General features: G+C 68.9%; 24 protein-coding genes. 7 read left to right on the top strand and 17 right to left on the bottom strand.

What is annotated here, in order from left to right; translation table 11 throughout:
- Positions 1-45: 45 nt before the first annotated feature.
- Both ACTJJ4_RS01250 and recO read right to left on the bottom strand, forming a co-directional pair.
- Positions 46-849 (bottom strand): isoprenyl transferase, encoded by an 804-nt coding sequence (locus tag ACTJJ4_RS01250; protein ID WP_285630405.1) that lies wholly within the window; start codon positions 847-849, stop codon positions 46-48.
- The gene (gene recO / locus ACTJJ4_RS01245; protein ID WP_292702724.1) at positions 846-1,595 is read right to left on the bottom strand and encodes a DNA repair protein RecO; all 750 of its coding nucleotides are present in this window, start codon (positions 1,593-1,595) and stop codon (positions 846-848) included. Before recO ends, ACTJJ4_RS01250 begins: the two co-directional genes overlap by 4 nt.
- Before the next feature lie 36 nt (positions 1,596-1,631).
- Between recO and ACTJJ4_RS01240 the strand changes: the two genes are divergently transcribed.
- Positions 1,632-2,318 (top strand): trimeric intracellular cation channel family protein, encoded by a 687-nt coding sequence (locus ACTJJ4_RS01240; protein WP_440941686.1) that lies wholly within the window; start codon positions 1,632-1,634, stop codon positions 2,316-2,318.
- A 57-nt stretch (positions 2,319-2,375) separates the two neighbouring features.
- Here ACTJJ4_RS01240 and leuA read toward each other — a convergent pair whose 3' ends face one another.
- From leuA to lepA, 13 genes are all read right to left on the bottom strand, one after another.
- Entirely contained in the window at positions 2,376-4,130 is a 1,755-nt protein-coding gene (leuA, locus tag ACTJJ4_RS01235) for a 2-isopropylmalate synthase (RefSeq protein WP_440941685.1), read from the bottom strand.
- A 173-nt stretch (positions 4,131-4,303) separates the two neighbouring features.
- Complete coding sequence (locus ACTJJ4_RS01230; RefSeq protein WP_440941684.1) at positions 4,304-5,266, bottom strand: quinone oxidoreductase family protein; 963 nt, start codon at positions 5,264-5,266, stop codon at positions 4,304-4,306.
- Between the two features lies 1 nt (position 5,267).
- A complete protein-coding gene (era, locus tag ACTJJ4_RS01225; protein WP_440941683.1) occupies positions 5,268-6,179 on the bottom strand; it encodes a GTPase Era in 912 nt (303 codons plus the stop codon).
- Positions 6,172-7,461 carry a hemolysin family protein gene (locus ACTJJ4_RS01220; RefSeq protein WP_440941682.1) on the bottom strand — a complete coding sequence of 430 codons (1,290 nt, stop codon included), beginning with the start codon at positions 7,459-7,461 and terminating at the stop codon, positions 6,172-6,174. The genes era and ACTJJ4_RS01220 overlap by 8 nt, the downstream gene beginning before the upstream one ends.
- Positions 7,458-7,916 carry an rRNA maturation RNase YbeY gene (gene ybeY, locus ACTJJ4_RS01215; protein WP_440941681.1) on the bottom strand — a complete coding sequence of 153 codons (459 nt, stop codon included), beginning with the start codon at positions 7,914-7,916 and terminating at the stop codon, positions 7,458-7,460. The genes ACTJJ4_RS01220 and ybeY overlap by 4 nt, the downstream gene beginning before the upstream one ends.
- Complete coding sequence (locus tag ACTJJ4_RS01210) at positions 7,913-8,938, bottom strand: PhoH family protein (RefSeq protein WP_440942794.1); 1,026 nt, start codon at positions 8,936-8,938, stop codon at positions 7,913-7,915. The genes ybeY and ACTJJ4_RS01210 overlap by 4 nt, the downstream gene beginning before the upstream one ends.
- Positions 8,939-9,023: 85 nt before the next feature.
- On the bottom strand, positions 9,024-9,371 hold the full coding sequence (locus ACTJJ4_RS01205) for an HIT domain-containing protein (RefSeq protein ID WP_292702710.1): 348 nt from the start codon (positions 9,369-9,371) through the stop codon (positions 9,024-9,026).
- 14 nt (positions 9,372-9,385) lie between these two features.
- Entirely contained in the window at positions 9,386-10,114 is a 729-nt protein-coding gene (locus ACTJJ4_RS01200) for a 16S rRNA (uracil(1498)-N(3))-methyltransferase (protein ID WP_440941680.1), read from the bottom strand.
- A 50-nt stretch (positions 10,115-10,164) separates the two neighbouring features.
- Entirely contained in the window at positions 10,165-11,277 is a 1,113-nt protein-coding gene (gene dnaJ, locus ACTJJ4_RS01195) for a molecular chaperone DnaJ (protein ID WP_285630385.1), read from the bottom strand.
- A 22-nt stretch (positions 11,278-11,299) separates the two neighbouring features.
- Positions 11,300-12,343: a heat-inducible transcriptional repressor HrcA gene (gene hrcA, locus ACTJJ4_RS01190; protein ID WP_440941679.1), complete on the bottom strand. Its 1,044-nt coding sequence runs from the start codon at positions 12,341-12,343 to the stop codon at positions 11,300-11,302.
- Between the two features lie 80 nt (positions 12,344-12,423).
- Complete coding sequence (gene hemW, locus ACTJJ4_RS01185) at positions 12,424-13,644, bottom strand: radical SAM family heme chaperone HemW (RefSeq protein ID WP_440941678.1); 1,221 nt, start codon at positions 13,642-13,644, stop codon at positions 12,424-12,426.
- Positions 13,644-14,294 (bottom strand): DUF1990 family protein, encoded by a 651-nt coding sequence (locus tag ACTJJ4_RS01180; protein ID WP_285630379.1) that lies wholly within the window; start codon positions 14,292-14,294, stop codon positions 13,644-13,646. The genes hemW and ACTJJ4_RS01180 overlap by 1 nt, the downstream gene beginning before the upstream one ends.
- Before the next feature lie 55 nt (positions 14,295-14,349).
- On the bottom strand, positions 14,350-16,209 hold the full coding sequence (lepA, locus tag ACTJJ4_RS01175; RefSeq protein WP_440941677.1) for a translation elongation factor 4: 1,860 nt from the start codon (positions 16,207-16,209) through the stop codon (positions 14,350-14,352).
- 254 nt (positions 16,210-16,463) lie between these two features.
- Here lepA and ACTJJ4_RS01170 point away from each other — a divergent pair, with 254 nt between their 5' ends.
- From ACTJJ4_RS01170 to ACTJJ4_RS01150, 5 genes are all read left to right on the top strand, one after another.
- Positions 16,464-17,447: an ABC transporter permease gene (locus tag ACTJJ4_RS01170; protein ID WP_440941676.1), complete on the top strand. Its 984-nt coding sequence runs from the start codon at positions 16,464-16,466 to the stop codon at positions 17,445-17,447.
- A gap of 1 nt (position 17,448) precedes the next feature.
- Positions 17,449-18,381, top strand: coding sequence for an ABC transporter permease (locus tag ACTJJ4_RS01165; RefSeq protein ID WP_440941675.1), 933 nt, complete (start codon positions 17,449-17,451; stop codon positions 18,379-18,381).
- Positions 18,378-20,321, top strand: a complete 1,944-nt coding sequence (locus ACTJJ4_RS01160; protein ID WP_440941674.1) for an ABC transporter ATP-binding protein — start codon at positions 18,378-18,380, stop codon at positions 20,319-20,321. Before ACTJJ4_RS01165 ends, ACTJJ4_RS01160 begins: the two co-directional genes overlap by 4 nt.
- Before the next feature lie 129 nt (positions 20,322-20,450).
- Positions 20,451-22,163 carry an ABC transporter family substrate-binding protein gene (locus tag ACTJJ4_RS01155; RefSeq protein WP_440941673.1) on the top strand — a complete coding sequence of 571 codons (1,713 nt, stop codon included), beginning with the start codon at positions 20,451-20,453 and terminating at the stop codon, positions 22,161-22,163.
- Between the two features lie 80 nt (positions 22,164-22,243).
- Positions 22,244-22,966: an alpha/beta fold hydrolase gene (locus tag ACTJJ4_RS01150; protein WP_440941672.1), complete on the top strand. Its 723-nt coding sequence runs from the start codon at positions 22,244-22,246 to the stop codon at positions 22,964-22,966.
- Here ACTJJ4_RS01150 and ACTJJ4_RS01145 read toward each other — a convergent pair.
- Complete coding sequence (locus tag ACTJJ4_RS01145; protein ID WP_440941671.1) at positions 22,917-24,152, bottom strand: MFS transporter; 1,236 nt, start codon at positions 24,150-24,152, stop codon at positions 22,917-22,919. The genes ACTJJ4_RS01150 and ACTJJ4_RS01145 overlap by 50 nt on opposite strands.
- On the bottom strand, positions 24,149-25,510 hold the full coding sequence (locus ACTJJ4_RS01140) for a GH1 family beta-glucosidase (protein WP_440941670.1): 1,362 nt from the start codon (positions 25,508-25,510) through the stop codon (positions 24,149-24,151). The genes ACTJJ4_RS01145 and ACTJJ4_RS01140 overlap by 4 nt, the downstream gene beginning before the upstream one ends.
- A gap of 257 nt (positions 25,511-25,767) precedes the next feature.
- On the opposite strand from ACTJJ4_RS01140, the gene rpsT reads away from it, so the two are divergent.
- Complete coding sequence (rpsT, locus tag ACTJJ4_RS01135) at positions 25,768-26,028, top strand: 30S ribosomal protein S20 (protein WP_285630362.1); 261 nt, start codon at positions 25,768-25,770, stop codon at positions 26,026-26,028.
- The last annotated feature ends 69 nt before the right edge of the window (positions 26,029-26,097 follow it).

The raw sequence follows: 26,097 nt of genomic DNA, 5'->3' as shown, positions 1-26,097 counted from the left end.
GGGGGTTGACCAGGGTGTTTGCGTACTGGCCACCCCCACACGCCGCTACTCCGACGCGTCCGGCGCGTCCACGGCCCCGCCGAACCGGCGATCACGCGACAGGTAGATCCCGATCGCGCGCCACAGCTCCTCGCGGGAGAAGTCCGGCCACAGCGTGTCGAGGAAGACCATCTCGGCGTAGGCCGACTGCCAGAGCAGGAAGTTCGAGGTTCGCTGCTCGCCCGAGCTGCGCAGGAACAGGTCGACGTCGGGCATGTCCGGCACGTACAGGTGCCGGCGGATCTGCTTCTCGGTGATGGCGCTCGGCTTGAGCCGCCCGGCCTTCACCTCGTCCGCGAGGGCGCGCATCGCGTCCACCAGCTCCACGCGCCCGCCGTAGTTCACGCACATGGTGAGCGTGAGCACGTCGTTCCCGCGGGTCAGCTGCTCGGCGAACTGCAGCTCCTTGATCACCGAGCCCCACAGCCGGGGCTTGCGCCCCGCCCATCGCACCCGCACGCCCCATTCATTGAGCTGGTCGCGCCGCCGGTGCAGCACATCGCGGTTGTAGCCCATCAGGAAGCGCACCTCCTCGGGTGAGCGCGCCCAGTTCTCCGTGGAGAACGCGTACACCGACAGATGCTTGACACCCGCCTGGATGGCACCGGCGACGACGTCGAGCAGCACCTCCTCGCCGGCCTTGTGACCCTCGATGCGGCTGAGCCCCCTGCGGTTCGCCCAGCGGCCGTTGCCGTCCATGACGATCGCGACGTGGTTCGGCACGGCGGGGAACTGCGGCGGGTGAGCCCCGGTCCAGTCCAGCGGTCGGAACGGAACCGCGTCCTTGTGCGTGTAGGGCTTCGGGGTCACCGGACTCCTTGTCGGTCGGAGGAGAGGGAGGTCACGTGCTCCAGGGATCGGATGCCGCGCTCCAGCTGATACTGCACATAGGCCGCCACCGTGCCGGACGCCGCGGCGAGGTCGCCCGGAGCAGCGGCATCCACCGTCGCCCAGTCGCCGCCCATCAGGGCACGCAGCAGCGCGAGCGTCGACGCCGAGATCCGCGGGCTTCCCGCCGGGGCGCAGTCGTCGCATACGGTCCCGCCCAGCTGGGGTCCGAAGTGCGAGTGCGGGCCCGGCGCGCCGCAGCGCGCACAGTCCTCCAGCGCCGGCGCCCAGCCGGACAGCGCCATCACGCGCAGCAGGTAGGAGTCCAGGATGCTGCGGGCGGCATGCTCGCCGCGCGACAGCGACCGCAGGCCGCCGACCAGCAGCAGGTACTGCTCGCTCGTCGCCTCCGCCTCGTTCAGCCGGTCGGCCGTCTCGACCATGGCGCTGGCGGCGGTGAAGCGCTCGTAGTCGACCGCGATGTCGGCCCCGTACGCACCGAGCGACTCGGCCTGCTGCACGATGTCCAGCGAGCGGCCCTGGTACAGCTGCACGTCGGCGACCATGAACGGCTCGAGCCGTGAGCCGAACTTCGACGAGGTGCGCCGCACGCCCTTCGCGACCGCCCGGATCTTGCCGTTGCGGCGGGAGAGCATCGTGACGATGCGGTCCGCCTCACCCAGCTTGTGGGTGCGCAGGACCACCGCTTCGTCTCGGTAGGTGGGCACTCAACGATTATCCCCTGCACAGGGAAGAATGGACGGGTGACCGAACCGCTCTTCACCATCCCCCTGTGGGCCGATCTGCTCGGCGTCGGGCTCGGCGGCATCCAGGGCGCCATGTTCGCCTCCGGCTTCCAGGGCGAGCGGCGTCTCGACTGGCTGGGCGTCGCGATCATCGGCATCATGATCGGCATGGGCGGCGGTCTGATCCGCGACCTCCTGATCGGTCAGCCGCCGGCCACGCTGCAGAGCAACTGGTACCTGATCACCGCTGCGGGCGCCGCGCTGTTCGGCATGCTGCTCGCGGGGGTCTTCAACCGCATCAACACCTTCATCGTCGTGCTCGACGCCGTGGTGATCGGGATGTTCGGCGCGTTCGGCGTCAGCAAGGCCATCGCGTTCGGCATCCCTCCGGTCCCCGCCGTGTTCATCGGCGTGTGCGCGGCCGTCGGCGGCGGCGTCCTGCGCGACGTGCTGATGGGGCTGCCGGTCGCCATCATGCACGTCGGCTCGCTCTACGCGGTCGCCGCCGGGGTGGGATGCACGGCCACGGTCATCATGCACCTGTTCGACGTCGACATCACCGCCGCCGCCATCACCGGCATCGTCGTGACCGCCGTCATCCGCGTGCTCGCCGTGATCTACGACGTCTCACTGCCCGAGCAGCGCCGTCTCTACCGCCGCAAGGTGGCGACCGAGACCGGGATGATCCCGATCATCAAGCCGTGATGCGCCCTTCGTCTCGCTGCGCTCGCTCAGGAACCGGGCGAGCGCAGCGAGAGAAGATCACGCCTGGACGAGCTGAGCCTCACGGGTGCGGATCGAGCGGTTCACGCAGGACACGATCGCCTTGAGGGATGCGGTCGAGATGTCGCCGTCGATGCCGACGCCCCACAGCCGGTGGTCGTCCACCTGCAGCTCGACATAGGCCGCGGCCTGGGCGTCGCCACCGCTGGACATGGTGTGCTCCACGTAGTCGTACAGCGACACATCGAAGCCGCGCGCGCGCAGGATCTCGATGAACGCCGCGATCGGGCCGTTCCCGGTACCGGCGGTCGCGACGCGCTCCTCGCCGTCGCGCAGCACCACGTCGAGCGACACCTCGCCGGTCATGTCGCTGCGGGTCTGCGTGCCGAGCAGTTCGAAGCGCCCCCACTTGGCGGCGTCGTCGTCGGCCGGGAGGTACTCGTCGGTGAAGATCGACCAGATCTGGTCGCTGGTGACCTCGCCGCCCTCGGCATCCGTCTTGGCCTGCACCACGCCCGAGAACTCGATCTGCAGCTTGCGCGGCAGGTCGAGGGCGTGGTCGGTCTTCAGCAGGTAGGCGACGCCGCCCTTGCCGGACTGCGAGTTCACGCGGATGACGGCCTCGTACGAGCGGCCCAGGTCCTTCGGGTCCACCGGCAGGTACGGCACGCCCCACTCGATCTCGTCCACGGAGACGCCCTGCTCCTCGGCCTTCGCGGCCATGGCCTCGAAGCCCTTCTTGATGGCGTCCTGGTGCGAACCGCTGAACGCGGTGAAGACCAGGTCTCCTGCCCACGGGCTGCGCTCGGGCACGGGCAGCTGGTTGCAGTACTCGACCGTGCGCTTGACCTGGTCGATGTCGCTGAAGTCGATCTGGGGGTCGATCCCCTGGGTGAACAGGTTCACGCCCAGGGCGACGAGGTCGACGTTCCCGGTGCGCTCGCCGTTGCCGAACAGGCATCCCTCGATGCGGTCGGCTCCCGCCATGTAGCCGAGCTCTGCCGCGGCGATCGCGGTGCCGCGGTCGTTGTGCGGGTGCAGCGACAGGATCACGTTCTCGCGGTGCGCCAGGTGCCGGTGCATCCACTCGATCGAGTCGGCGTACACGTTGGGGCTGGCCATCTCGACCGTGGCGGGCAGGTTGATGATCACCTTGCGATCGGGCGTGGGCTCCAGCACCTCGATCACCTCGTTGCACACCTCGACGGCGTACTCCAGCTCGGTGCCCGTGTAGCTCTCCGGGGAGTACTCGTAGTACACCTCGGTGCCGGGGATGGTCTTCTCCAGCTTGCGGCACAGGCGCGCGCCCTCCAGGGCGATCTGCTTGACGCCGTCGCGGTCGGAGCGGAAAACGACCTCGCGCTGCAGCACGCTGGTCGAGTTGTAGAAGTGCACGATGGCCTGCTTGGCGCCCGTGATCGCCTCGTAGGTGCGCTCGATGAGGTGCTCGCGGCACTGCGTCAGCACCTGGATCGTGACGTCATCGGGGATCAGGTCCTCCTCGATCAGCTGACGCACGAAGTCGAAGTCGGTCTGGCTGGCCGACGGGAAGCCGACCTCGATCTCCTTGTAGCCCATGCTCACGAGCAGCTCGAACATCACGCGCTTGCGCTCGGGCGACATCGGGTCGATGAGGGCCTGGTTGCCGTCGCGCAGGTCGACCGCGCACCAGCGGGGCGCTTCGGTGATGCGCTTCGAGGGCCAGGTGCGATCCGGGAGATCGACGCGGATCTGCTCGTGGAACGGCCGGTACTTGTGGATCGGCATCGAAGAGGGCTTCTGGTTGTTCTTCATGATGGGGCTTCTTCTTGTCAGAAAACGTGCTCAGGCCAACACAAGCGCCGCGACGAGAGAGGCCCGATGATCAGGACTCGTCGCGGCAGCTAAGAAGAAGCAGACCGCCCAGAGGCATGCAACGATGCTAACACCCCGCTTGGCAGAATGCTCACCGCGTGACGCCGGCGGGGTCAGGGGACGAGGGCGATCTTCCCGCCGGGGTGCCCCTCGGCCAGGAAGCGCAGCGCCTCGGGCGCCTGCGAGAGCGGGTACTCCCGCACCATCGGCACGACGAGATCGCCGCGTTCCGCGGCCTCGACCAGGCGGATGCGCACCGCGTCGCGGAAGCGCGCCGTCTCTGGATCCGAGCCGGAGCTCGCCTGGAATCCGTGCTCGGCGGCATCCCTGGGTGCCGCGATGGTCACGATCCTCCGCCGATCGCCGACGAGAGCGAGGGATGTCTCGGTGGCCTCCGCCGTGCCCGCCGCATCCAGCGCGGCGTCGATCGTCTCGACGCCGGCCTCCTCCATCGCCGCGCGGATGCGCCCTGCCAGGCCCTCGCCGTACGGGACCGGAACGCCTCCGAAGCGACGCACCGCGTCGAAGCGGGCGGGGCTCGCCGTGCCGATGATCCGGATGCCGCGCGCCGCGGCCTGCTGCAGCACGCTCGCGCCGACGGAGCCGGAGGCCGCGTGCAGCAGCAGCGTCTCCCCCGGTCTCGCGTCGACCGCGTGCAGCATCGCGGATGCCGTCGAACCGGCCAGCAGCAGGTTCGCCGCCTCGGCGTGCGTCAGCGCAGCGGGCTTGCGCAGCACCTTCTGCGCCGGGACCGTCAGCTCGGTGGCATAGCCCCCGCTCACGCGGAACGCGATCACCTCGTCGCCCACCGCGACCGGGCCGGTGACGATCTCGGTGTCCGCGCCGACGGCGGTGACGACGCCCGAGACCTCGTAGCCGATCGGCGCGGGGAACTCGATGCCGGGGCGCGCGGAGGCGACATGCTTGGCATCCGCGGGGTTGACGCCCGCGGCGCGCACGCGGATCGTGACCTGTCCGGGTGCGGGCGCCGCCACCTCGTACTCCTCGAAGCGCCAGGCGTCCGGCGTCCCGGGCTCGATCGCGACCCAGTGCAGGGCCGTCCGCTGCGGCGCCATGTCAGAACCCGAGGCGTCCGAGCTGCTTGGGGTCGCGCTGCCACTCCTTGGCCACGCGCACATGGAGCTTGAGGAACACACGGGAGCCGAGCAGCTCCTCGATGCCCACGCGCGCGGCGGTCCCCACATCGCGCAGACGCGCGCCCTTGCGTCCGATGATGATGGCCTTCTGACTGTCGCGCTCTACGACGATCGACGCGTACACGTCGATGATGTCGCTGTCCTCGCGAGGCTCGACGTCGTCGACCACCACGGCGATCGAGTGCGGCAGCTCGTCGCGCACGCCCTCCAGGGCGGCCTCGCGGATGATCTCGGCTATGCGGTCCTCGTCGGACTCGTCGGTGACGACACCGTCCTCGTACAGCCGCGGCCCTTCGGGCATCAGCAGCAGCATCTCGTCGGCCAGCACGTTCAGCTGATCGCGGCCCATCGAGCCGTCGCCGAGCGCCGACAGCGGGATGACCGCGGCCCAGTCCTCACGCAGCGAGTCGACCTCCATCAGGCGCTCGATGATGTCGTCCTTGTCGGCGGCATCCGTCTTGGTGACGATCGCGACCTTCTTCGCCCGGGGATAGCCGTCCAGCGACGCCGCGATGCGGCGATCGCCCGGGCCGACCTTCTCGGTCGCGGGCACGCAGAAGCCGATCACGTCGACGTCGCCGAGCACCTGATCCACCAGGTCGTTCAGCCGCTCGCCGAGCAGCGTGCGGGGCTTGTGGATGCCGGGGGTGTCGACGATCACGAGCTGCCCGTCCGGGCGGTTCAGGATGCCGCGGATCGCCCGCCTCGTGGTCTGCGGCTTCTCGCTGGTGATGGCGATCTTCTCCCCCACCAGCGCGTTGGTCAGCGTGGACTTGCCGACGTTCGGCCGTCCCACGAACGTCACGAATCCGCTTCGGGTGCTGTCAGTCATCTGCGCGTCCTCCATCGACGTCTTCATTCTCCTCCGGGGCGCGCTCCACGAACACGGTCGCGATCCCTCGCCCACGGCCGCGAGAGGCCCCGCCGGTGAGCACCAGCCCGTCGACGGATGCCGTCGCCCCCGGCTGCGGGATCTGACCCAGCGCCTTGCCGAGCAGACCGCCGATCGAGTCCACGTCCTCGTCCTCGAGCTCCAGCCCGAACAGGTCGCCGACGTCCTCCAGCGGGAGCCGGGAGTTCACCCGGTAGCGTCCGCCGCCGAGGTCGACCACCTCGGCCGGTCCGCGGTCGTACTCGTCGGAGATCTCGCCGACGAGCTCCTCGATCAGGTCCTCCAGGGTGACCAGACCCGAGATGCCGCCGTGCTCGTCGATCACGATGCACACGTGCACGGCGTCCCGCTTCATCTGCTGCAGCAGCGTCTCCGCACGCATCGACTCCGGCACGAACACGGCAGGGCGCGCGATCGGCCGCACCGGTGCGCCGCGCCAGGCGCTCTCGTCGCGGTAGGCGAACTGCACGAGATCCTTCAGGTACAGCACGCCGACGACGTCATCGGCCTCGTCGTCGACCACGGGCATCCGCGAGACGCCGGTGCGCAGGAACAGCTCCATCGCGTCCGTCGTGGTCTCGGCGGCATCCACGGTGAGCATCTCCGTGCGCGGCACCATGACGGCCCGCACGAACTGATCGGTGAAGTCGAACACCGAGTGGATGAGGTCGCGGTCGTCCTCCTCGATGAGGTCGTGCGACGCCGCCTCGTCGACCATGCTGAGCAGCTGCTCCTCGGATGCGAAGCTGCTGCGCCCGCCGCCCGGGGTGACACGGCGGCCGGCGCGCACGAGCGCCTGGGCCAGCGGGCCGAGCAGGATGCGCACGCCGCGCACCGTCGGCGCCCAGGCCCGCAGGATGCCCTCGGCGTGCAGCCGCCCGTACGAGCGCGGGCTGGCGCCGACCAGCACGAACGTGATCCCCGTCATCAGAACCGCAGCGGCCAGCATGGCCCACCAGATGCTCGGCAGCAACGCGTCCAGCGCCACCGTCACCAGCACCGCGGCCGTCGTCTCGGACAGCACGCGCATGAACGCGACCGCGTTGACGTGCGGGTCCGGATCGGCGGCGATGCTGTGCAGGGCCGCGGATCCGCGACCCTCGGAGGCGAGCTCCTCGATGTCCGTGCTCGAGGTCACCGAGAAGGCGGCGTCGACCGCGGCCATCAGGCCGCCGAAGGAGACCAGCAGCACGGCTGCCGCGAGCAGGAAGAACGGAGTCATCGACGGCGTTCGGCGTGCGCGAATCCCTCGATCAGAGACTTCTGCAGTCCGAACATCTCACGCTCCTCGTCGGGCTCGGCGTGGTCGAAGCCCAGCAGGTGCAGCAGGCCGTGCGTGGTGAGCAGGATCAGCTCGTCCATCAGGGAATGCCCGGCCGCCTGCGCTTGGGTCTCGGCGACCTGCGGGCACAGCACGATGTCACCCAGCAGACCCGCAGGGGTCGGCCGGTCGACGGTGCCCGGACGCAGCTCGTCCATCGGAAAGCTCAGCACGTCGGTCGGGCCCGGCTCGTCCATCCACTGCACGTGCAGCGCCTCCATGGCGCCCTCGTCGACGAGCACGATCGCGACCTCGGCATCCGCGCTGACGTGCAGCTGCTCGAGGTTGAAGTCGGTGAGCCGCTGCAGCACCGTCTCGTCGATCTCGACGGCCGACTCGTTGTTGATCTCGATCATTCCAGGCCTCGTTTCGGCTTGCGGTCTCGGAGGTTCGGGCGCAGGCCGGCTCGGCGGTCGGCGCGGTTCGCGAACTGGTGCGCCTGCTCGCGCTCGACCCGGTCGGCGGTGCGGCGCTCGTCGTACTCGCTGTACGCGTCGACGATGCGACCCACCAGCGAATGACGCACGACGTCGTCGCTGGTCAGCCGGGCGAAGTGGATGTCGTCGATCCCGTCGAGCACACGTGTCACCAGGCGCAGGCCGGACGCGCCCTGCGGCAGGTCGATCTGCGTGATGTCGCCCGTGACCACCATCTTGGTGCCGAACCCGAGCCGGGTCAGGAACATCTTCATCTGCTCGGGAGTGGTGTTCTGAGCCTCGTCCAGCACCACGAACGAGCTGTTCAGCGTGCGCCCTCGCATGTAGGCGAGGGGCGCGACTTCGATCGTGCCGGTCGCCATCAGGCGGGGCACGACCTCGGGGTCCATCATCTCGTTCAGGGCGTCGTACAGCGGCCGCAGGTACGGGTCGATCTTGTCGGTGAGCGAACCGGGCAGGAACCCGAGCCGCTCACCCGCCTCCACGGCGGGACGGGTGAGGATGATGCGCTCGACCTCTTTGCGCTGCAGGGCCTGCACGGCCTTGGCCATCGCGAGATAGGTCTTGCCGGTTCCGGCAGGACCTATGCCGAAGACGATGGTGTTCTCCTCGATCGCGTCGACGTACTCCTTCTGCCCGAGCGTCTTGGGGCGGATCACGCGGCCGCGCGTGGACAGGATGGCCTCGCCGAGCACCTCGCTCGGGCGCGGCCCGTCCTCGCGGCGCAGCATCCGGGCGGAGTACTCCACGTCACTGGGGACGAGGTCGTGGCCGGAGCGGGTCATCTCCAGCAGCTCCTCGACCAGCTCCTTGGCCGCGGCGACGTCGGCCGCCGAGCCGCCGAGGTTGATCTCGTTGCCGCGCACGAGCACCTGGACGCGCGGATGCTGCTTCTCCAGCATCCGCAGCAGGCGGTCCTGCGGGCCGAGCAGCTGCACCATGGCGACGCCGTCGGCGTAGATGCGCTCGGTGCGCTCCGGTTGGGCGGGGAACTGCGGTGCGGAGTCGTCAGGGGACGACGCAGTGTCAGAAGCCAACGAGCTTGTTCTCCTCGATACCTGCGAGCACGTGCGCATGCACGTGGAAGACGGACTGGGCGGCGCTGGCGCCGTTGTTGAAGATCAGACGGTACTCGCCGTTGGCGAGCTCGACGGCGATCTGCTTGGCCATGGCGACCATCTCGGCCATCAGGCCCGGGTCGCCCGCGGCGAGCTCGGTGACGTCGCGGTACTGCTCGGTCTTGGGGATGACGAGCACGTGCACGGGTGCCTGCGGATTGATGTCGCGGATGGCGAAGAGGTGATCCGTCTGGGCGACGAACTCGCCGGGGATCTCCCCGTTCAGGATGCGGGTGAAGATCGAGGGCTCTGTCATGCGGTCAAGTCTAGTTACCAGCGTCCCAGGTTGGCCGAGAGCAGCGCGATCGCCACAGGCCCGGCCGTGGACGTGCGCAGCACCGTGTCGCCCAGGCGCACGCGCTCGGCGCCCGCTGCCTCGAGCCGCTCCAGCTCCTCCGGCGCGATCCCGCCCTCGGGCCCGACGACGAGCACGATGTCGCGCCCGTCGGGGCGGATGCCGGTGAGCGGGGTGTCGGTCCAGGGATCGAGCACCAGCATCCTGGCGTCCACGGCGCGAGCAGCGAGACTCGCGGTGGTCTCCACCTCGGCGACCTCCGGGATCCAGGCGCGGTGCGCCTGCTTGGCGGCCTCGCGCACGATGGTCGCCCAGCGCTGCCGGCCCTTGACGGCCTTCGGCCCCTCCCAGCGCGACACGCTGCGCGCGGCCTGCCACGGCACGACCTCGTCGACGCCCAGTTCGCATGCGGCCTGCACTGCGAGCTCGTCACGGTCGCCCTTGGCCAGGGCCTGGGCGAGCACGATCCGCGAGGCCGGCGCCTCGTGGCTGCGGCGGGATCCGATGCGCACGGTCACGCGCGCCGCCGCGACGTCGTCGACGACTCCCTCCAGCCACGTTCCGCGGCCGTCGCCGAGCGTGATCGTCTCGCCCACCCGCACCCGTCGCACCACGGCGGCGTGCTTGGCCTCGGCGCCGGTCAGCGCGATGACGTCGCCGACGGCGGCATCCGCGCAGTCGGGGATGATGAAGTGCAGCGCCACGGTGCTCCGATCGGCGAGGGGTCGGTGGGGTCGGCGGGTCCCGCGCGCGATCAGCGACTGCGGAAGCGGTCGCGCAGCTTCGAGAACAGGCCCTGGTGGAACTGCGCCAGCTGCGGAGCCGGCGCCTTCGTCTTCTTCGCGAAGTCCTCGATCAGCTTGCGCTGCGCCGAGTCGAGCCTGGTCGGCGTCACGACCTGCACGCCCACCCGCAGGTCGCCGCGCTGGGTGCCGCGCAGCGGGGTGATCCCGCGGCCGGCGATGGTCAGCACGTCGCCGGACTGCACGCCGGCGCGGATCTCGAGGTCGACCTCGCCGTCCAGTCCCTCGATCGTGGTGGTGGTGCCGAGGATGGCATCCGTCATCGAGACCTCGAGCGTCGCCAGCAGGTCGTCCCCGTCGCGGCTGTAGATCGCATGCGGTGCGACGGTCACCTCGACGTACAGGTCGCCGTTCGGGCCGCCCGCGCGGCCGACGGCACCGGAGCCCGGGAGCTGCAGCCGCAGGCCCGTCTCGACGCCGGCCGGGATGTCGAGCGAGACGGTGCGACGCGTCCGCACGCGGCCCTGGCCTGCGCAGCCGCCGCAGGGCGACTCGATCCGCGTGCCGAAGCCCTCGCAGGAGCCGCAGGGCTGCGTGGTGATGACGTTGCCGAGCAGGCTGCGCACCTGGCGCTGCACGTGCCCGGAGCCGCCGCAGACGTCGCAGGTGACCGGCGAGGTGCCCGGCTGGCAGCACGTGCCCTGGCAGGTCTCGCAGAGCACCGCGGTGTCCACCTCGATGTCCCTGTGCGCGCCGAAGACGACGTCGCCGAGGTCGAGGTCCACGCGCACCAGCGCATCCTCACCGCGCTCCCGGCGCGACCGCGGCCGGGCCGAGCGGCCGCCTCCGCCTGCGGCTCCGAAGAAGGTCTCGAAGATGTCGCCGAAGCCGCCGAAACCGCCGAAGCCGGCGCCGTTCTCGTCGCCGCCCATGTCGTAGCGGCGGCGCGACTCCTCGTCGCCGAGCACGTCGTAGGCGTGCGTGACGAGCTTGAACCGCTCGGACGCCTCCTCACCCGGGTTCACGTCCGGGTGCAGTTGCCTGGCGAGCTTGCGGTACGCCTTCTTGATCTCGTCCTGAGTGGCGTCCCGGGACACCCCGAGGACTTCGTAGTGGTCCGCCACGATCACCTTTCTGACACCGGGGTCACCGGGTCGTTCCGTCTTCTTCGAGCATGCGCGACAGGTAGCGCGCCACGGCACGGGCCGCCGCGAGGTTGCTCGGATAGTCCATGCGCGTCGGCCCCATCACGCCGACCCGCGCCGTGCCGCCGGGGGCGGCGTAGTTGCTGGCCACGATGGAGGCCTCGCCCAGCCCGAACGGCGCGTTCTCCGTGCCGATGCTGGTCGCCAGGCCGTGCTCGTCCGTGACCATCTCGCTCATCAGGCGCAGCAGCGTCACCTGCTCCTCGATGGCTTCGAGCAGCGGATGGATGCTGCCGCGGAAGTCCTGCTCGCGGCGCGCGAGCGTCGCGGCACCCGCCATCACGAGCCGCTCCTGCCTGAACTCGGCGAGCTCCTCCGAGATCACCGCGGCCAGCGTGATCAGCGCGGGCTGCAGGCGCGGGGCCGCCACCGTCTGATCGGGCTGTCCGACGGACTGCATCCGATCGGTCGCCTCGCTGACCGCGCGGCCGGTGATGAGGGATGCCAGCTGGGCGCGCAGCACCGCCACGTCGGCGTCGTCCAGGTCGATCGGCAGAGGCGCGATGCGCTGCGACACCCCGCCTGCATCGGTGACGAGCACCACGAGCATCCGGTTCGGCGCGAGCGCGACCAGCTCGATGTGCGTGATGCTGGCGCGTGCGAATGACGGGTACTGGGCGAGCGCGACCTGCCCGGTCAGCTGGGTGAGCACCCGCACGGTGCGCGCCATCAGATCGTCGAGGTCGGCGGGGTCGGCCAGGAACGTCTCGATCGCGTTGCGCTGCCCCGTGGAGAGCGGGCGCACCTGGGCCAGGTGGTTCACGAACAGCCGGTAGCCCTTGTCCGTCGGCACGCGGCCCGACGAGGTGTGCGGCGCGACGATGAGGTCCTCGTCCTCCAGCAGCGCCATGTCGTTGCGGATCGTGGCGGCGGAGACCCCGAAGGCGTGCCGTTCGACGATCGACTTGCTGCCGACGGGCTCGTGGGTCGCGACATAGTCCTGCACGATCGCGCGAAGGACTTCGAGTCCTCGTTCTGTGACCATCATCCCTCCCGCTGGCACTCCTGCCTATCGAGTGCCAATCCTACTCTGTCGGAACGGCGCGGTCCCCGGAGGCGGTCCGGCTACTCCGTGAGGGCCCGCACCACGGCATCCGCCAGCAGGCGTCCGCGCAGGGTCAGCCGCACCCGCCGATCGCGCAGAGCGGATGCCGCATCGACGAGTCCGTCGGAGATGAGCTCGGCGACACGCTCGCGGTGCGTCTCCGCGATGTCGTCGATCGGCAGCCCCTCGGCCAGGCGGCTCTGCAGCAGCACGCGCTCCAGCGTGCGCGCCTGCTGATCGGGCTGCTCGCGTCCGGCCGCAGGGGACTCCCCCAGCGCCAGCCGCTGCGCGTACGCAGCCGGGTGCTTGACGTTCCACCAGCGCAGACCCGCGACGTGACTGTGCGCACCGGGCCCGAAGCCCCACCAGTCGGAGCCGCGCCAGTAGGCGAGGTTGTGGCGGGAGGCGTTCTCCGGCCGGCGGGCCCAGTTGCTGACCTCGTACCAGGCGAACCCGGCATCCGACAGCCGCCGGTCGGCGAGCTCGTACATGTCGGCCTGCAGGTCGTCGTCCGGGGCGGGCACCTCACCGCGACGGATCTGCCGCGCCAGCTTCGTGCCGTCCTCGATGATCAGCGCGTAGGCCGAGATGTGGTCCGGCGCGAGTTCGAGAGCCGTGTCCAGCGATCGCTCCCAGTCGGACAGCGACTCGCCTGGCGCCCCGTAGATGAGATCGACGCTGACGTCGAGCCCGGCCTCCCGTGCCGCGCACACCGCGGTCGCCACGTTCTCGGGATCGTGCGTGCGGTCCAGCGCCGCGAGCACGTGCGGCACGGCGGACTGCATGCCGATGGAGAGCCGGTTGACGCCCGCGTCCAGCAGCGTCTCGACGACCTGCGGAGTGACGGTGTCGGGGTTCGCCTCGACCGTCACCTCCGCGCCGTCGCGCAGACCGAAGGCGTCGGATGCCGTGCGGAGCATGCGCGCCAGATCACCGGCGGGCAGGAGCGTCGGAGTTCCGCCGCCGAAGAACACGGTGTCCATGGGTCGCACCGCGCCGGCCTCGTCCAGCACCGCGCGGGCGAGGTCGATCTCGCGGATCAGCGTGTCGGCGTACTCGTCCTGGCGCGCCCCTCGCAGTTCGCTGGACGTGTAGGTGTTGAAGTCGCAGTAGCCGCAGCGCACCCGGCAGAACGGCACGTGCAGGTAGGCGGAGAACGGCGTCGTCGCATCGACCGGGAGCCCGTCCGGGAGTCGGCCGTCCGCGGGCGCCGGATCTCCCAGAGGCAGGGGTCCGGCCATCAGATGGGCGTCGCGTACAGGGGGGAGATCGCCCGGAGATAGCGGGAGAGCAGTTCGCGCCGGCGGCGCTTCACCATGCCGGGCAGGCGATAGAGCATGGCCGCGGGCGCATCGAACGCGCGCACGGTGAACCACACCTCGTCGGTGTCGTCCCGCCAGTCGATGTCGAACGACTCCTCACCGCGCACCACGGAGCCGCCGACGGTTCCGAGCACGAACCCGATCCGGCGGCGCTCCTCGGTCACCGAGATGACGCGCAGCTCGGCATCCGCGCGCATGCCCTTGACCCGGCCGCGCACCTTCAGCGTCATCCCGGGGGCGACGAACGGCGTGCCCTCGGCGTCGTAGCGCTGCTCGACCTGGTTGCGGTTCGGCGCGATCGGGGCGCCCTCGGCGTCGAAGCTGACGCCCGTGTAGGTGTCCCCCGATGCCGGTCGCACATCGCTCAGCTGCAGGCCGGCCGCGCGCTGCGCGGTCCACGAGAGCAGCGCATCGCCTGCGGACCGGAACCGGTCCTCGCCGCTGCCGATCCGCCACGACTCCTCGGCGGGGATGCTGTTCTCCGGCGGATACTGCATGAGGTCGGGGGCGTGCGTCGCCCCGACCGCGGCATAGTCCACAGTGCCTTCTCGGAATGTCCCGCGACGCATGATCTCCAGCCTACGCGACGTGCCTGAACGACACCCCGACGACGTGCCGCCGTCCTTACTTCTTGCCCTCGACGTCACCCGACAGCGCGGCGATGAACGCCTCCTGGGGCACCTCGACACGGCCGACCATCTTCATCCGCTTCTTGCCCTCCTTCTGCTTCTCGAGCAGCTTGCGCTTGCGGCTGATGTCGCCGCCGTAGCACTTGGCGAGCACGTCCTTGCGCAGGGCGCGGATGGTCTCACGGGCGATGATGCGGGCGCCGATGGCGGCCTGGATCGGCACCTCGAAGTTCTGCCGCGGGATGAGCTTGCGCAGGCGCTCGGCCATCATCGTGCCGTAGGCGTACGCCTTCTCCCTGTGCACGATCGCGCTGAACGCGTCGACCTTGTCGCCCTGCAGCAGCACGTCGACCTTCACCAGGTCGGCCTCCTGCTGGCCGTCGGGCTCGTAGTCGAGGCTCGCGTAGCCCTGCGTCTTGGACTTCAGCTGGTCGAAGAAGTCGAACACGATCTCGCCGAGCGGCATCCGGTAGCGCAGCTCGACGCGCTCCTCGGAGAAGTACTCCATGCCCAGCAGCGCCCCGCGCCGGGACTGGCACAGCTCCATGACCGTGCCGACGTAGTCCTTCGGCAGCAGGATGGCGGTCTTCACCATCGGCTCGGCCACCGAGGCGACCCGGCCGTCCGGGTACTCGCTGGGGTTGGTGACGACCACCTTCTCCCCCGTGTCGGTGGTGACCTCGTAGATCACGCTGGGCGCGGTGGTGATGAGGTCCAGGCCGAACTCGCGGGAGAGCCGCTCGGTGATGATCTCGAGGTGCAGCAGGCCGAGGAAACCGCAGCGGAAGCCGAAGCCCAGTGCGACCGACGTCTCCGGCTCGTACTGCAGCGACGCGTCCGACAGCTTGAGCTTGTCCAGCGCCTCGCGCAGCTCGGCGTAGTCGCTGCCGTCGATCGGGTAGATGCCCGAGAACACCATCGGCTTGGGGTCGGTGTAGCCGGCGAGGGCCTCGGATGCAGGACGGCGCAGCGTCGTGACCGTGTCGCCCACCTTCGACTGGCGCACATCCTTCACGCCCGTGATCAGGTAGCCCACCTCGCCGACGCCGAGTCCCTGCGTGGGGGTCGGCTCGGGGCTGGAGACGCCGATCTCGAGGAGGTCGTGCGCGGCCCTGGTCGACATCATCTGGATGCGCTCGCGGGGCTCGAGCCGGCCGTCGACCATGCGCACATAGGTGACCACGCCGCGGTAGGCGTCGTAGACGGAGTCGAAGATCATGGCGCGCGCCGGGGCGTCGGCGTCGCCGACCGGGGCGGGGATCTCGCTGACGATGCGGTCCAGCAGCGCCTCGACGCCCACGCCGGTCTTGCCCGAGACGCGCAGCACGTCCTCGGGCCTGCCGCCGATCAGGTCCGCGAGCTCCTTGGCGAACTTGTCCGGGTCGGCCGCGGGCAGGTCGATCTTGTTGAGCACGGGGATGATCGTCAGATCGTTCTCCAGCGCCAGGTACAGGTTGGCCAGCGTCTGCGCCTCGATGCCCTGCGCCGCATCGACCAGCAGGATGGCGCCCTCGCACGCGGCGAGGGAACGGGACACCTCATAGGTGAAGTCCACGTGCCCGGGGGTGTCGATCATGTTGAGCGCGAACGTCTCGGTCGTCCCTGTGGCTGAGTCGGTCTGCCATGGCATCCGCACGGCCTGGCTCTTGATGGTGATGCCGCGCTCGCGCTCGATGTCCATGCGGTCCAGGTACTGGGCCCGCATGTCCCGGTCGGAGACGACGCCGGTGATCTGCAGCATCCGATCGGCCAGGGTGGACTTGCCGTGATCGATGTGGGCGATGATGCAGAAGTTGCGGATCTGCGAGGCGGGCGTCGCGGCAGGCGACAGCGGAGTGAGAGCGCGGGGTGACATGAGGTCCTTGATGCTGCAGGAAGGGTTCCCGCAAGTCTACGAGAGCGCGCCGGAATCCCGCATTCCGCGCGTGCGGTGATAGTCTCGCGAAGTTGCCCCGACCCGGAGACCGGGTTCCGCGGAGCACAGGACTCCGTCACAGCCGCCCGTGCTGCCGGTGTGCGTTATCTCGTGGATGGTGCTTGAATGTCATCCCGACCCAGCGTTGCGTCGGCAGATCCCGAGCGCGCTGTAGAAGAGAAAGAATCACCACCTTGATCAAGTATCTCGTGCGCCGAGCTCTCGGCTGGCTGCTGATGATCGTGGTCGCGACCAATGTCACCTACATCCTGGCCTGGTCCTTCCTCGATCCGCGCAGCAATTACGTCGGCAGAAAGCCCCCGCTGTCCCCGGAGCAGATCGAGAATCTGCTCCGACCCCGCAACCTGGACAACACCGTCCCCCTGGTCGAGCGGTGGTGGACCTGGCTCACCGGGATCGTCCTGCGCTGGGACTGGGGCGTCAGCCCGACGGGCGGCTCGGTCAACGAGCAGGTGGCGTACCGCATGTGGGTCAGCGCGGAGCTCGTCCTCGGTGCGACGATCATCATGACGCTGCTGGGCATCTGGATCGGCGTGTACACGGCCTCCCGCCAGTACAAGCTCGGTGACCGCATCTGGCAGGGCATCTCGATCATCACGATGAACATCAACATCATCGTCGCGGCACTCGCCGTCGTGATCCTGGCCATCAACTTCAACAAGTGGGTCGGCACCCGGGTGTTCTTCGTCACCGGCTCCTCGACAGAGGGGACGACAGGGTTCTTCCCAGTGATCGTCGATGCCGCGCAGCATCTGATCCTGCCCACGATCGCCCTGGTGGTCATCGGCTACGCGCAGTACCACTTCCTGCAGCGCACCCTGCTGCTGGACAACATCAGCGCCGACTACGTGCGCACCGCGCGCGCTAAGGGCCTGACCAAGCAGCAGGCGATCCGCCGCCACGCGCTGCGCACCTCGCTCATCCCGGTCGCGACGCAGGTCGCATTCTCGATCCCCGGCATCTTCACCGGCGCGATTCTGACTGAGCGGATCTTCGCTTGGCAGGGCATGGGCCAGTACTTCCTGACCACCATCAACGGAAACGACGTGCACGGCGTGGTCGCCGTCGCAGCCTTCGGCGCTGCTTTGACCGCCATCGGAGCGCTGCTGGCCGACATCGCCGTCGTCGTCCTCGACCCGCGAGTGAGGGTGAGCTGATATGAGCACCGAGATGATCGACCCCGCGGTGCAGCCGCCTGTCGGCCCCGACACCACCGCCGAGCGCATCCCCGGCAAGCAGCTGAGCAAGTGGACGCTGTACACGCGTCGCTTCATGCGCAACAAGCCCGCCGTCGCCGGCATCGTGATCTTCGTCCTGATGGTGATCTACTCCATCGTGGTCCCGCTCCTGACGCCGTACAAGATCGACGACCAGGACTTCATGAACCTGTCGACCGGTCCGTCGTCGGAGCACTGGTTCGGCACCAACGCGTCCGGAAACGACAACTGGCTGCAGACGGCAGTCGGCCTGCAGCGCTCGCTGATGATCGCCGTCACGGTGTCGGTAGGCGTCACGGCGCTGTCGGCCATCGTGGGCACCGCCGCCGCGTATTTCCGCGGTCGCGTGGAACGGGTCACGCTGCTGGTCATCCACTTCCTGATGGTCGTGCCGACCTTCCTCATCCTCGCCCTCGTCTCCAATGACGCAGGCGGCGACTGGCGCGTGATCTCGCTGGCTCTGATCTTCGTGAGCTGGTTCTTCCCGGCCCGCGTCATCTGGACGCTGGCGCTGTCGCTGCGGGAACGCGAGTACGTCGACGCCGCGCGCTACATGGGCGTCCCGGGCATGCGCATCGTGCTGCGCCACCTGGTCCCGAACATCGGCTCGCTGCTGGTGATCAACTTCACCCTCGGTATCGTCGGCGCGGTCAGCACCGAGACCGGCCTGTCATTCATCGGCTTCGGCGTCAAAGCCCCTGACGTCTCCCTCGGCTCCCTGATCGGATACGGCTCGGCCAGCGTTACCAGTGCTCCGTGGCTGTTCTACTTCCCCGCCCTGGCTCTGACGCTGCTGACCGTCTCGATGGCGCTCGTCGCCGACGGCCTGCGCGACGCCCTCGATCCCACTTCGGCGGCTGGAGGCCGCGCATGAGCACCCCCACTTCGAAGACCGTTCTCTCCGTCCGCGACCTCAAGGTCAGCTTCGCCTCGGAGGCGGGCCGTGTGGATGCCGTCCGCGGCGTCTCCTTCGACCTCGAGGCGGGCAAGACCCTCGGCATCGTCGGCGAGTCCGGATCGGGCAAGTCCGTCACGTCGCTGGCGATCATGGGCCTGCTCGACGAGAACGCCAAGGTCACCGGCTCCATCCAGTTCGAGGGCCAGGAGCTGCTCGGCAAGTCCGACAAGCAGATGTCCATGATCCGCGGCAACGGCATGGCCATGGTCTTCCAGGACCCGCTGACCTCGCTCACCCCGGTGTTCACGATCGGCGACCAGCTCGTCGAGGCGCTCACCGTGCACCGCGGGCTCTCCAAGAGCGAGGCCTGGGACCGTTCGCTGGAGCTGCTGCGCGTCGTCGGCATCACGAACCCCGAGAAGCGGATGAAGTCCTTCCCGCACGAGTTCTCGGGCGGAATGCGCCAGCGCGTCGTGATCGCGATCGCGATGGCCAACAATCCGCGCCTGATCATCTGCGACGAGCCCACCACGGCGCTCGACGTCACCATCCAGGCGCAGATCCTCGACCTGATCGAGAAGGCGCAGGACGAGACCGGCGCCGCCGTGATCATGATCACGCACGACATGGGCGTGGTGGCCCGCACGGCCGACGACGTGATGGTGATGTACGCGGGCAAGCCCGTCGAGCACGCCCCCGCACACGAGCTGTTCCACAACACCCGGATGCCGTACTCGATCGGACTGCTCGGAGCCATTCCGCGCGTCGACAAGGCCGAGAAGGAGCCTCTGATCCCGATCAAGGGCAACCCGCCGCTGCTGATCGACCTGCCCGACGCCTGCCCGTTCGCATCGCGTTGCCCGATCGCGATCGACGCGTGCGTCCGCCGCGAACCGGACCTCGTGCCCATCGCGTCGGATTCCGGCGAGAACCACCTCGCCGCCTGCATCCGTGCGGACCAGATCGACTCGGACGGTCTCATCGGCGGTCTGCCGGTGTACCCGGCGCCGGAGCTGCACGAGAGCAGCCTCACCCGGACTCCGCGCGAGGAGCGTCCCGTCACGCTCGAGGTGCGCAACATGGTCAAGACCTTCCCGCTGCTCAAAGGCGCGCTGTTCAAGCGCAAGGTCGGCGAGGTGCACGCGGTGAAGGGCATCAGCTTCGACGTCCGCGAGGGCGAGACCATGGCGATCGTGGGCGAGTCGGGCTCCGGTAAGACCACCACGCTGCTGCAGATCATGGACTTCGAGAAGCAGGCCGACGGCGACATCATCATCGCCGGCACCAGCGTCAACGGCCTGCACAGCAGGACGGTCGAGCGCAGCCTGCGCCGCGACATCCAGATCGTGTTCCAGGACCCGATGGGCGCTCTGGACCCGCGCATGACGGTGACCGACATCATCGCCGAGCCCATGCAGGCCATCGGCATGAACAAGGACGAGATCCACAGCCGCGTGCAGGAGCTGATGGACCTCGTCGGTCTGAACCCGGCGCACCGCGACCGCTTCCCCGGCGCGTTCTCGGGTGGTCAGCGGCAGCGCATCGGCATCGCCCGCGCACTCTCGACCAACCCGAAGATCGTCGTGCTGGACGAGCCGGTCTCGGCGCTGGACGTCTCGATCCAGGCCGGCGTGATCAACCTGCTCGACGAGCTGAAGGTCAAGCTGGGCCTGTCGTACCTGTTCGTGGCGCACGACCTCTCGGTCATCCGCCACATCGCGGACCGCGTCGCGGTCATGTACCTCGGCGAGTTCGTCGAGTACGGCGACGTGGACGACGTGTTCGACAACCCGCAGCACCCGTACACGCAGGCGCTGCTGTCGGCCATCCCCGTCCCCGATCCGGACATCGAGCGCACGCGTCAGCGCGTGATCTTCGACCCGGAGACGATGAGCACGCGGCCCGCGACGGTCTGAGATTTCGGTGATGTAACCGTCGGATCACCGTCCGATAACGGTTAGTCACGATTCACTCACGCACGCCTCGATTGCGACGCGATGCGAACTAACCTCCCTAATGACACGCCGAAAGGCGAAAGGAGCACCATGAAGCAGCACAAGCTGATGGGAGCGCTGGCACTCACCGGCGCTTTCGCACTCGCTCTGAGCGGGTGCGCAGCCAACAACACCGGAAACACCGGTGACGGCGGGGACAAGGGCGGCGACACCGGCAAGAAGACGGCGTTCGCTGACTACAACCCGCAGCCCCGCGAGAACCTCAAGCAGGGCGGCACTGTCAACTTCCCGATCAACGAGATCCCGGAGCAGCTGAACCAGTTCAACAGCGACGGCAGCGCGGACACGGCACGCATCGCAGCGTGGTACATGCCGCAGCTCATCCTGTTCAAGCCGGATGGCACGCCGTACAAGAACGACGCCTACCTCGACGAGTGGAAGAACGAAGTCAAGGACGGCAACACGGTCATCACCTTCAAGTTCAACGACAAGGCAGTCTGGAATGACGGCACCCCGATGGACTGGACCGCCATCGACGCCACCTGGAAGGCCAACCGTTCGAACGACGAGGGCTTCGTCCCGAACTCGACCAGCGGCTACGACAACGTCGAGTCCGTCACCCAGGGTGACACGCCGAAGACTGCCATCGTGACCTACAAGGGCGAGTACCCGTGGATCGCAAAGGGATTCACGATCCTGCTGCACCCCGCGATCAACACGCCTGACCTGTTCAACAAGGCGTTCCTGAGCAACCCGCACCCGGAGTGGGGCGCCGGCCCGTACACCGTCGACCAGTTCGACGCCAACAAGGGCTTCATCTCGTTCAAGCCGAACGACAAGTGGTGGGGCGACAAGCCCATGCTCGACAAGGTGACCTTCACCGGCATGGACGCCCAGGCCTCGATCAACGCCTTCAAGAACGGCGAGATCGACACGGTGGGCGTCGGCACGAAGGACCGCCTGGCCCAGGTCGCGGACATGAAGGACATCAAGATCTACCGTGCGCAGCAGACTGCGAACACGCTGGTCGAGGTGGACTCCGAGAAGCCGCAGTTCAAGGACGTCAAGGTCCGCGAGGCCTTCTTCAAGGCGATCAACATCGACCAGCAGAAGAAGATCGCCTGGAACGGCCTGGACTACTCCGAGGAGCCCGCGGGCTCGTTCCTGATGTACTCGTTCCAGCCGGGCTACAGCGACTCGCTCGCCAAGGCCGGTTACAAGTACGACCCGAAGGCGGCGAACAAGCTCCTCGACGACGCCGGCTGGAAGAAGGGCTCCGACGGCATCCGCGAGAAGGACGGCGTCAAGCTGTCTGTCGTCTACCCCGTCTTCAGCGACGACCCGACGCAGGCCGCGCTTGCACAGTCGTTCCAGAAGATGGAGAAGGAGGTCGGCATCGATCTGAAGATCGACGTCCGCCCGCCCAACAAGTTCGCGGCTGACTACAACAGCAAGAACTGGGATGTCGCGAGCCTGCGCTTCACGTCGTCCGACCCGTACGGCGTCGGCGACATGTTCCAGCTCTACGGCGCCGACCAGGGCCTGAACCTGTCGGGTGTCTGGAGCGACGAGACCGACGCCGAGATCCACGAGATCGAGAAGATCGGCGACGGCGACAAGCAGATCGCAGCGGCGATGAAGCTCGAGCCGAAGCTCCTCGAGGGCTGGGGCCTCATCTCCCTCTACAACGGTCCTTCGATCTCCGCAGCCAAGAAGGGTCTGGCCAACCTGACCCCCGAGGCCTACGTGGGTCTCGACGGCTTCGGCATCCAGCCCGTTGAGAACGTCGGCTGGGAGAAGTAACCCCTAGGGTTTCTCGACCGATCGCAGTGAGCGGGGCCGGTGGTTCATCCACCGGCCCCGCTTCTTTCTATGCTGGGACTGTGACTCCGCAGGTCGTCCTGGTGCACGGCATCCGCACCTCCGCCACCATGTGGCGCGCGCAGCTCGCCCATCTCGAGGCGGCAGGAGTCCCCGCCACCGCCGTCGACCTTCCCGGGCACGGCACGCGCATGGACGGCGACTTCACTCTGCACGAGGCCCTGCACACGATCGACGCCGCGGTCCGCACCGCGGCCGAGGCGGGCCCCGTGCTGCTGGCGGGCCATTCGATGGGCGGCCTGCTCTCACTGGCGTACGTCGGCGGCGAGGATCCGCCGCCGGTCGCGGCGCTGATCGCGGCGTCGTGCAGTGCACTCCCCCGCGGCCCGGCGCTGGCGGCGTACCGCCTGGTCGCCGGTGCGATGAACTCCCTTCCCGACCGGGGGGAATGGCTGGCCGCGCAGATCCTCGCGGCGACCATCCCCGAGGAGACCAGGGCCGACTTCGGCGCCGGCGGCTACGCGCTCGACGCCCAGGACGCCGCGCTGCGGAGCCTGGCCGCGCTCGACATCGCCAGGTCGGTCGCCCGCATCCGCATACCGCTGTGGTTCGTCAACGGTCAGTTCGACCAGCTGCGCACGCACGAGTGGCTGTTCCGCCGGCTCGCACCGCACGCCGAGCTGATCGTGGTCCCGCGCACCACGCACCTGGTCACGGCCATGCGGCCGCGGGTGTTCAACGCGGTGCTGGAGCTGGCTCTGGCTGTCGTGCGAGAGCGGTCATGAGGCCGCCGACCACCGACAGCACCGCCGCCATCAGGAAGACCAGCCAGAACCCGCCCACCAGCGCGACCAGTCCTGCCCCGACAACGGGGCCGATGAGCTGGCCGAGCGCTGCGGTCACGTTCACGATCCCCAGATCCCTCGCGTGGTCCTGCTGGTCCGGCAGCAGGTCCGTCGCGAAGGCCAGTCCGACCGTCGAGAACGCTCCGTACCCGAGGCCCATCAGCGCCGCGGCGATCATCGTCACCTCGAAGGTCGGCAGGATGACGATGGCGACTCCGGACGCCGCCTGAACGAAGGTCGCGGCGACCGTCAGCCCGCGGCGCCTCCCGGTGCGGTCGGACAGGATGCCGGTGAACACCGAGGCGATCACGACGAACACGGTGTAGACGACGATGAGCAGCAGCAGGTTGTCCTGCGCCTCGGCGTTCGGCTGCTTCAGCCCGTGCAGCAGGAAGAACAGGAACAGCGCCGTGCCGAGCGCATTGCCGATGTTGGCCACGAGCCTGCCCCACAGCATCCAGGCGAAGTCGCGGTCGCGCAGCGACGCGAGGCGCGGCCTGTCGCCGGCTCGCGGCGGCAGCTCGGATGCCGAGGCCGGCGGATCGGGCAGCATCAGCGCGGTCAGCGTGCCGACCACCGCGATGATCGCGGCCAGCAGGAGGTAACCGGCCAGCACGCCGAGGCCGAGCAGCACCACCAGGCCCACGCCCAGCACGATGCCGACGGCCTGGCTCGAGCCCACCGCCGAGGATGCGGCACCGCGCTGCGAGGGAGGGAGCTGGTCGGCGATGAGAGCGGTGAAGGCCGCGGAGGCCACCGAGACGCCGATCGACACGCCCACCCAGCAGGCACCGACCAGCCAGGGTCCATCGACGAGGCCCGTGAGCACGAGGAAGACCGCCGAGACCCAGACGCCCATCAGGGCCCAGGGACGCCGGCGACCGCGCGAAGAGCGGGAGCGGTCGGAGATCGCGCCGACCACGGGTCCGGCGATGATGCCGAACAGCCCGCCGACGCCGAGCACCAGGCCGGAGGACACCACACCGCGGATCCAGTCGTCCTCGGGGGTGTCCAGCTGCAGGGGAAGCAGCAGCTGCACCGGGGTGAGCTGCACGGTCCAGATGGTGAGCCAGGCGAGGGTGAAGAGGCTCATCCAGCCGGCGCCGACCTTCGCCGTCCCGGTCATCGTGCGCTCCCCTCAGCGCCCGGGCGAGCGGCTCGGATGAGATCCCGGTACCAGTCGTACGAGGCCTTCGGCGTGCGGGTTCCGGATGAGAAGTCGACGTGCACCAGCCCGAACCGCTGCGTGTACCCGTCGGCCCATTCGAAGTTGTCCATCAACGACCAGACCGTGTACTCCTCGACGCGAACGCCCTGCGCGACGGCCTCGGCGACCGCGCCGATGTGCGCCGACAGGAAGGCGATGCGGTCGTCGTCCTGCACGCGCACGGCGTCACCGGGCTCCGGGAAGGAGGCGCCGTTCTCGCCGATCACGATCGGCGGCATGTCCGGATGCCGCTCGGAGAGGTCTACCAGGAAGTCCCGCAGCGCCTCCGGCATGATCGGCCAGCCGAAGCCGGTGAGCGGAGCGCCCGGGGTGGGCAGCAGATCGAACGGGAGCGGGCTGTCCTCGGATGCTGCGGCGACCGTGGTGGGGTTGTAGAAGTTCACGCCGTAGAAGTCCAGGGAGTCCGCGATCAACTCGAGGTCGCCGTCCTGCACGGGCATCGGCGGGAGGCCGAGCGCCTCGAGGTCGGGATACGCGCCTGCCAGGAGGGGTTCGGAGAACACCCGGTTGTGGACGAGGTCGTACGCGTACGCGGCCGCGAGATCGGCATCCGATCCGCCCGCGGGGAGCACCTGGGTGTGGTTGTTGGTGATGCCGACGCGTGTCGCACCCGCCGAGCGGAGGACGGCGGCCGCGCGAGCGTGCGCGAGCAGCTGATGGTGCACGGTGGGCAGCGCGCCGAACAGGAGCTGCTTCGCCGGCGCCAGCTCCCCCGTCCCGTAGCCCTGCAGGGTGGTCATGGCGGCCTCGTTGATCGTGTACCAGGTCGCCACCCGGTCGGCCAGGCGATCGGCGACCATCGCGGAGTAGTCGGCGAATCGCGACACGGTGTCGCGGCTGAGCCAGCCGCCGGCCGCCTCGATCTCGCTGGGCAGCTCCCAGTGGTAGAGCGTGGGCTCGGGAGCGATGCCGCGCGCCAGCAGTCCGTCCACGAGCCTCTCGTAGTGGTCGAGGGCCGCGCCGTTCGCGGGCCCCGATCCTCCGGGTTGGATGCGCACCCACGGGATCGAGAAGCGGTAGCCGTCCACGCCGAGGCCCGCGAGGAGCGCGATGTCGTCATCCGTGCGCCGGTAGCTGTCGCAGGCGGGCTCGGCGGTGCCGCCGTCTATCACCGCGCCCTGCCGGTCGACGAAGTCGTCCCAGATCGAGCGCCCTCGGCCGTCGGCCGTGCGTGACCCTTCGATCTGGAATGCGGAGGTGGCGGTGGACCAGCGCAGCCCCGCGGGAATGCGGGGCGCGGACAGCGGATCGGGCATCGGGCTCCTCTGACGTCGTCGTCTATCGGGTACCGTCGATTCTGCACCCGGTACCACGTTCGGCGCGACTGAATCCCGCGCTCGGCGCGTCACCCGAGCCGGGCACGACGCGCAGGGGCCGTCGTTTTCGCACTGCGCCGGGGTGCTGGTAACATTGACTCTTGGCTTGCGTGTGGGTTCGTCCCTCACGACCGCTGTCGGCGCCCTCTCTCGTCTGCAGCATCCGATCAACATCCAGACAGAAAGCGTGTCCACACGTGGCAAACATCAAGTCGCAGATCAAGCGCAACAAGACCAACCTGAAGGCGCAGGAGCGCAACAAGGCCGTCAAGAGCGAGCTGAAGACCCTCGTCCGCAAGACCCGTGAGGCCATCGCGGGCGGCGACAAGGAGGCCGCTGAGGCCGCCCTCAAGGTCGCTTCCGTCAAGCTCGACAAGGCCGTCAGCAAGGGCGTCGTGCACAAGAACCAGGCGAGCAACCGCAAGTCGGCCATCGCCAAGCAGGTCGCCGCTCTCTGAGCCGCTGATTCACGCAGAAGGCCCGCCCCTCTCGGGGCGGGCCTTCTGCGTCTCCGGCGAGCCCTGCGC

The sequence above is a fragment of the Microbacterium sp. 22195 genome (assembly GCF_052056515.1).
Taxonomy (GTDB): Bacteria; Actinomycetota; Actinomycetes; order Actinomycetales; family Microbacteriaceae; genus Microbacterium.
Note: the sequence above shows the minus strand (reverse complement) of the source record. Positions and strands in the feature narration are given on the sequence as shown.

Bases quoted from the DNA above. Each gene is read 5' to 3' on its own strand.
- era (WP_440941683.1), bottom strand. From the start codon at position 6,179: ATGACTGACAGCACCCGAAGCGGATTCGTGACGTTCGTGGGACGGCCG.
- ACTJJ4_RS01205 (WP_292702710.1), bottom strand. From the start codon at position 9,371: ATGACAGAGCCCTCGATCTTCACCCGCATCCTGAACGGGGAGATCCCC.
- ybeY (WP_440941681.1), bottom strand. From the start codon at position 7,916: ATGATCGAGATCAACAACGAGTCGGCCGTCGAGATCGACGAGACGGTG.
- lepA (WP_440941677.1), bottom strand. From the start codon at position 16,209: ATGTCACCCCGCGCTCTCACTCCGCTGTCGCCTGCCGCGACGCCCGCC.
- ACTJJ4_RS01210 (WP_440942794.1), bottom strand. From the start codon at position 8,938: ATGGTGCAGCTGCTCGGCCCGCAGGACCGCCTGCTGCGGATGCTGGAG.
- ACTJJ4_RS01165 (WP_440941675.1), top strand. From the start codon at position 17,449: ATGAGCACCGAGATGATCGACCCCGCGGTGCAGCCGCCTGTCGGCCCC.
- ACTJJ4_RS01160 (WP_440941674.1), top strand. From the start codon at position 18,378: ATGAGCACCCCCACTTCGAAGACCGTTCTCTCCGTCCGCGACCTCAAG.
- ACTJJ4_RS01230 (WP_440941684.1), bottom strand. From the start codon at position 5,266: ATGGCGCCGCAGCGGACGGCCCTGCACTGGGTCGCGATCGAGCCCGGG.
- ACTJJ4_RS01155 (WP_440941673.1), top strand. From the start codon at position 20,451: ATGAAGCAGCACAAGCTGATGGGAGCGCTGGCACTCACCGGCGCTTTC.
- leuA (WP_440941685.1), bottom strand. From the start codon at position 4,130: ATGAAGAACAACCAGAAGCCCTCTTCGATGCCGATCCACAAGTACCGG.
- ACTJJ4_RS01140 (WP_440941670.1), bottom strand. From the start codon at position 25,510: ATGCCCGATCCGCTGTCCGCGCCCCGCATTCCCGCGGGGCTGCGCTGG.
- hrcA (WP_440941679.1), bottom strand. From the start codon at position 12,343: ATGGTCACAGAACGAGGACTCGAAGTCCTTCGCGCGATCGTGCAGGAC.
- ACTJJ4_RS01180 (WP_285630379.1), bottom strand. From the start codon at position 14,294: ATGCGTCGCGGGACATTCCGAGAAGGCACTGTGGACTATGCCGCGGTC.
- ACTJJ4_RS01145 (WP_440941671.1), bottom strand. From the start codon at position 24,152: ATGACCGGGACGGCGAAGGTCGGCGCCGGCTGGATGAGCCTCTTCACC.
- hemW (WP_440941678.1), bottom strand. From the start codon at position 13,644: ATGGCCGGACCCCTGCCTCTGGGAGATCCGGCGCCCGCGGACGGCCGA.
- ACTJJ4_RS01220 (WP_440941682.1), bottom strand. From the start codon at position 7,461: ATGACTCCGTTCTTCCTGCTCGCGGCAGCCGTGCTGCTGGTCTCCTTC.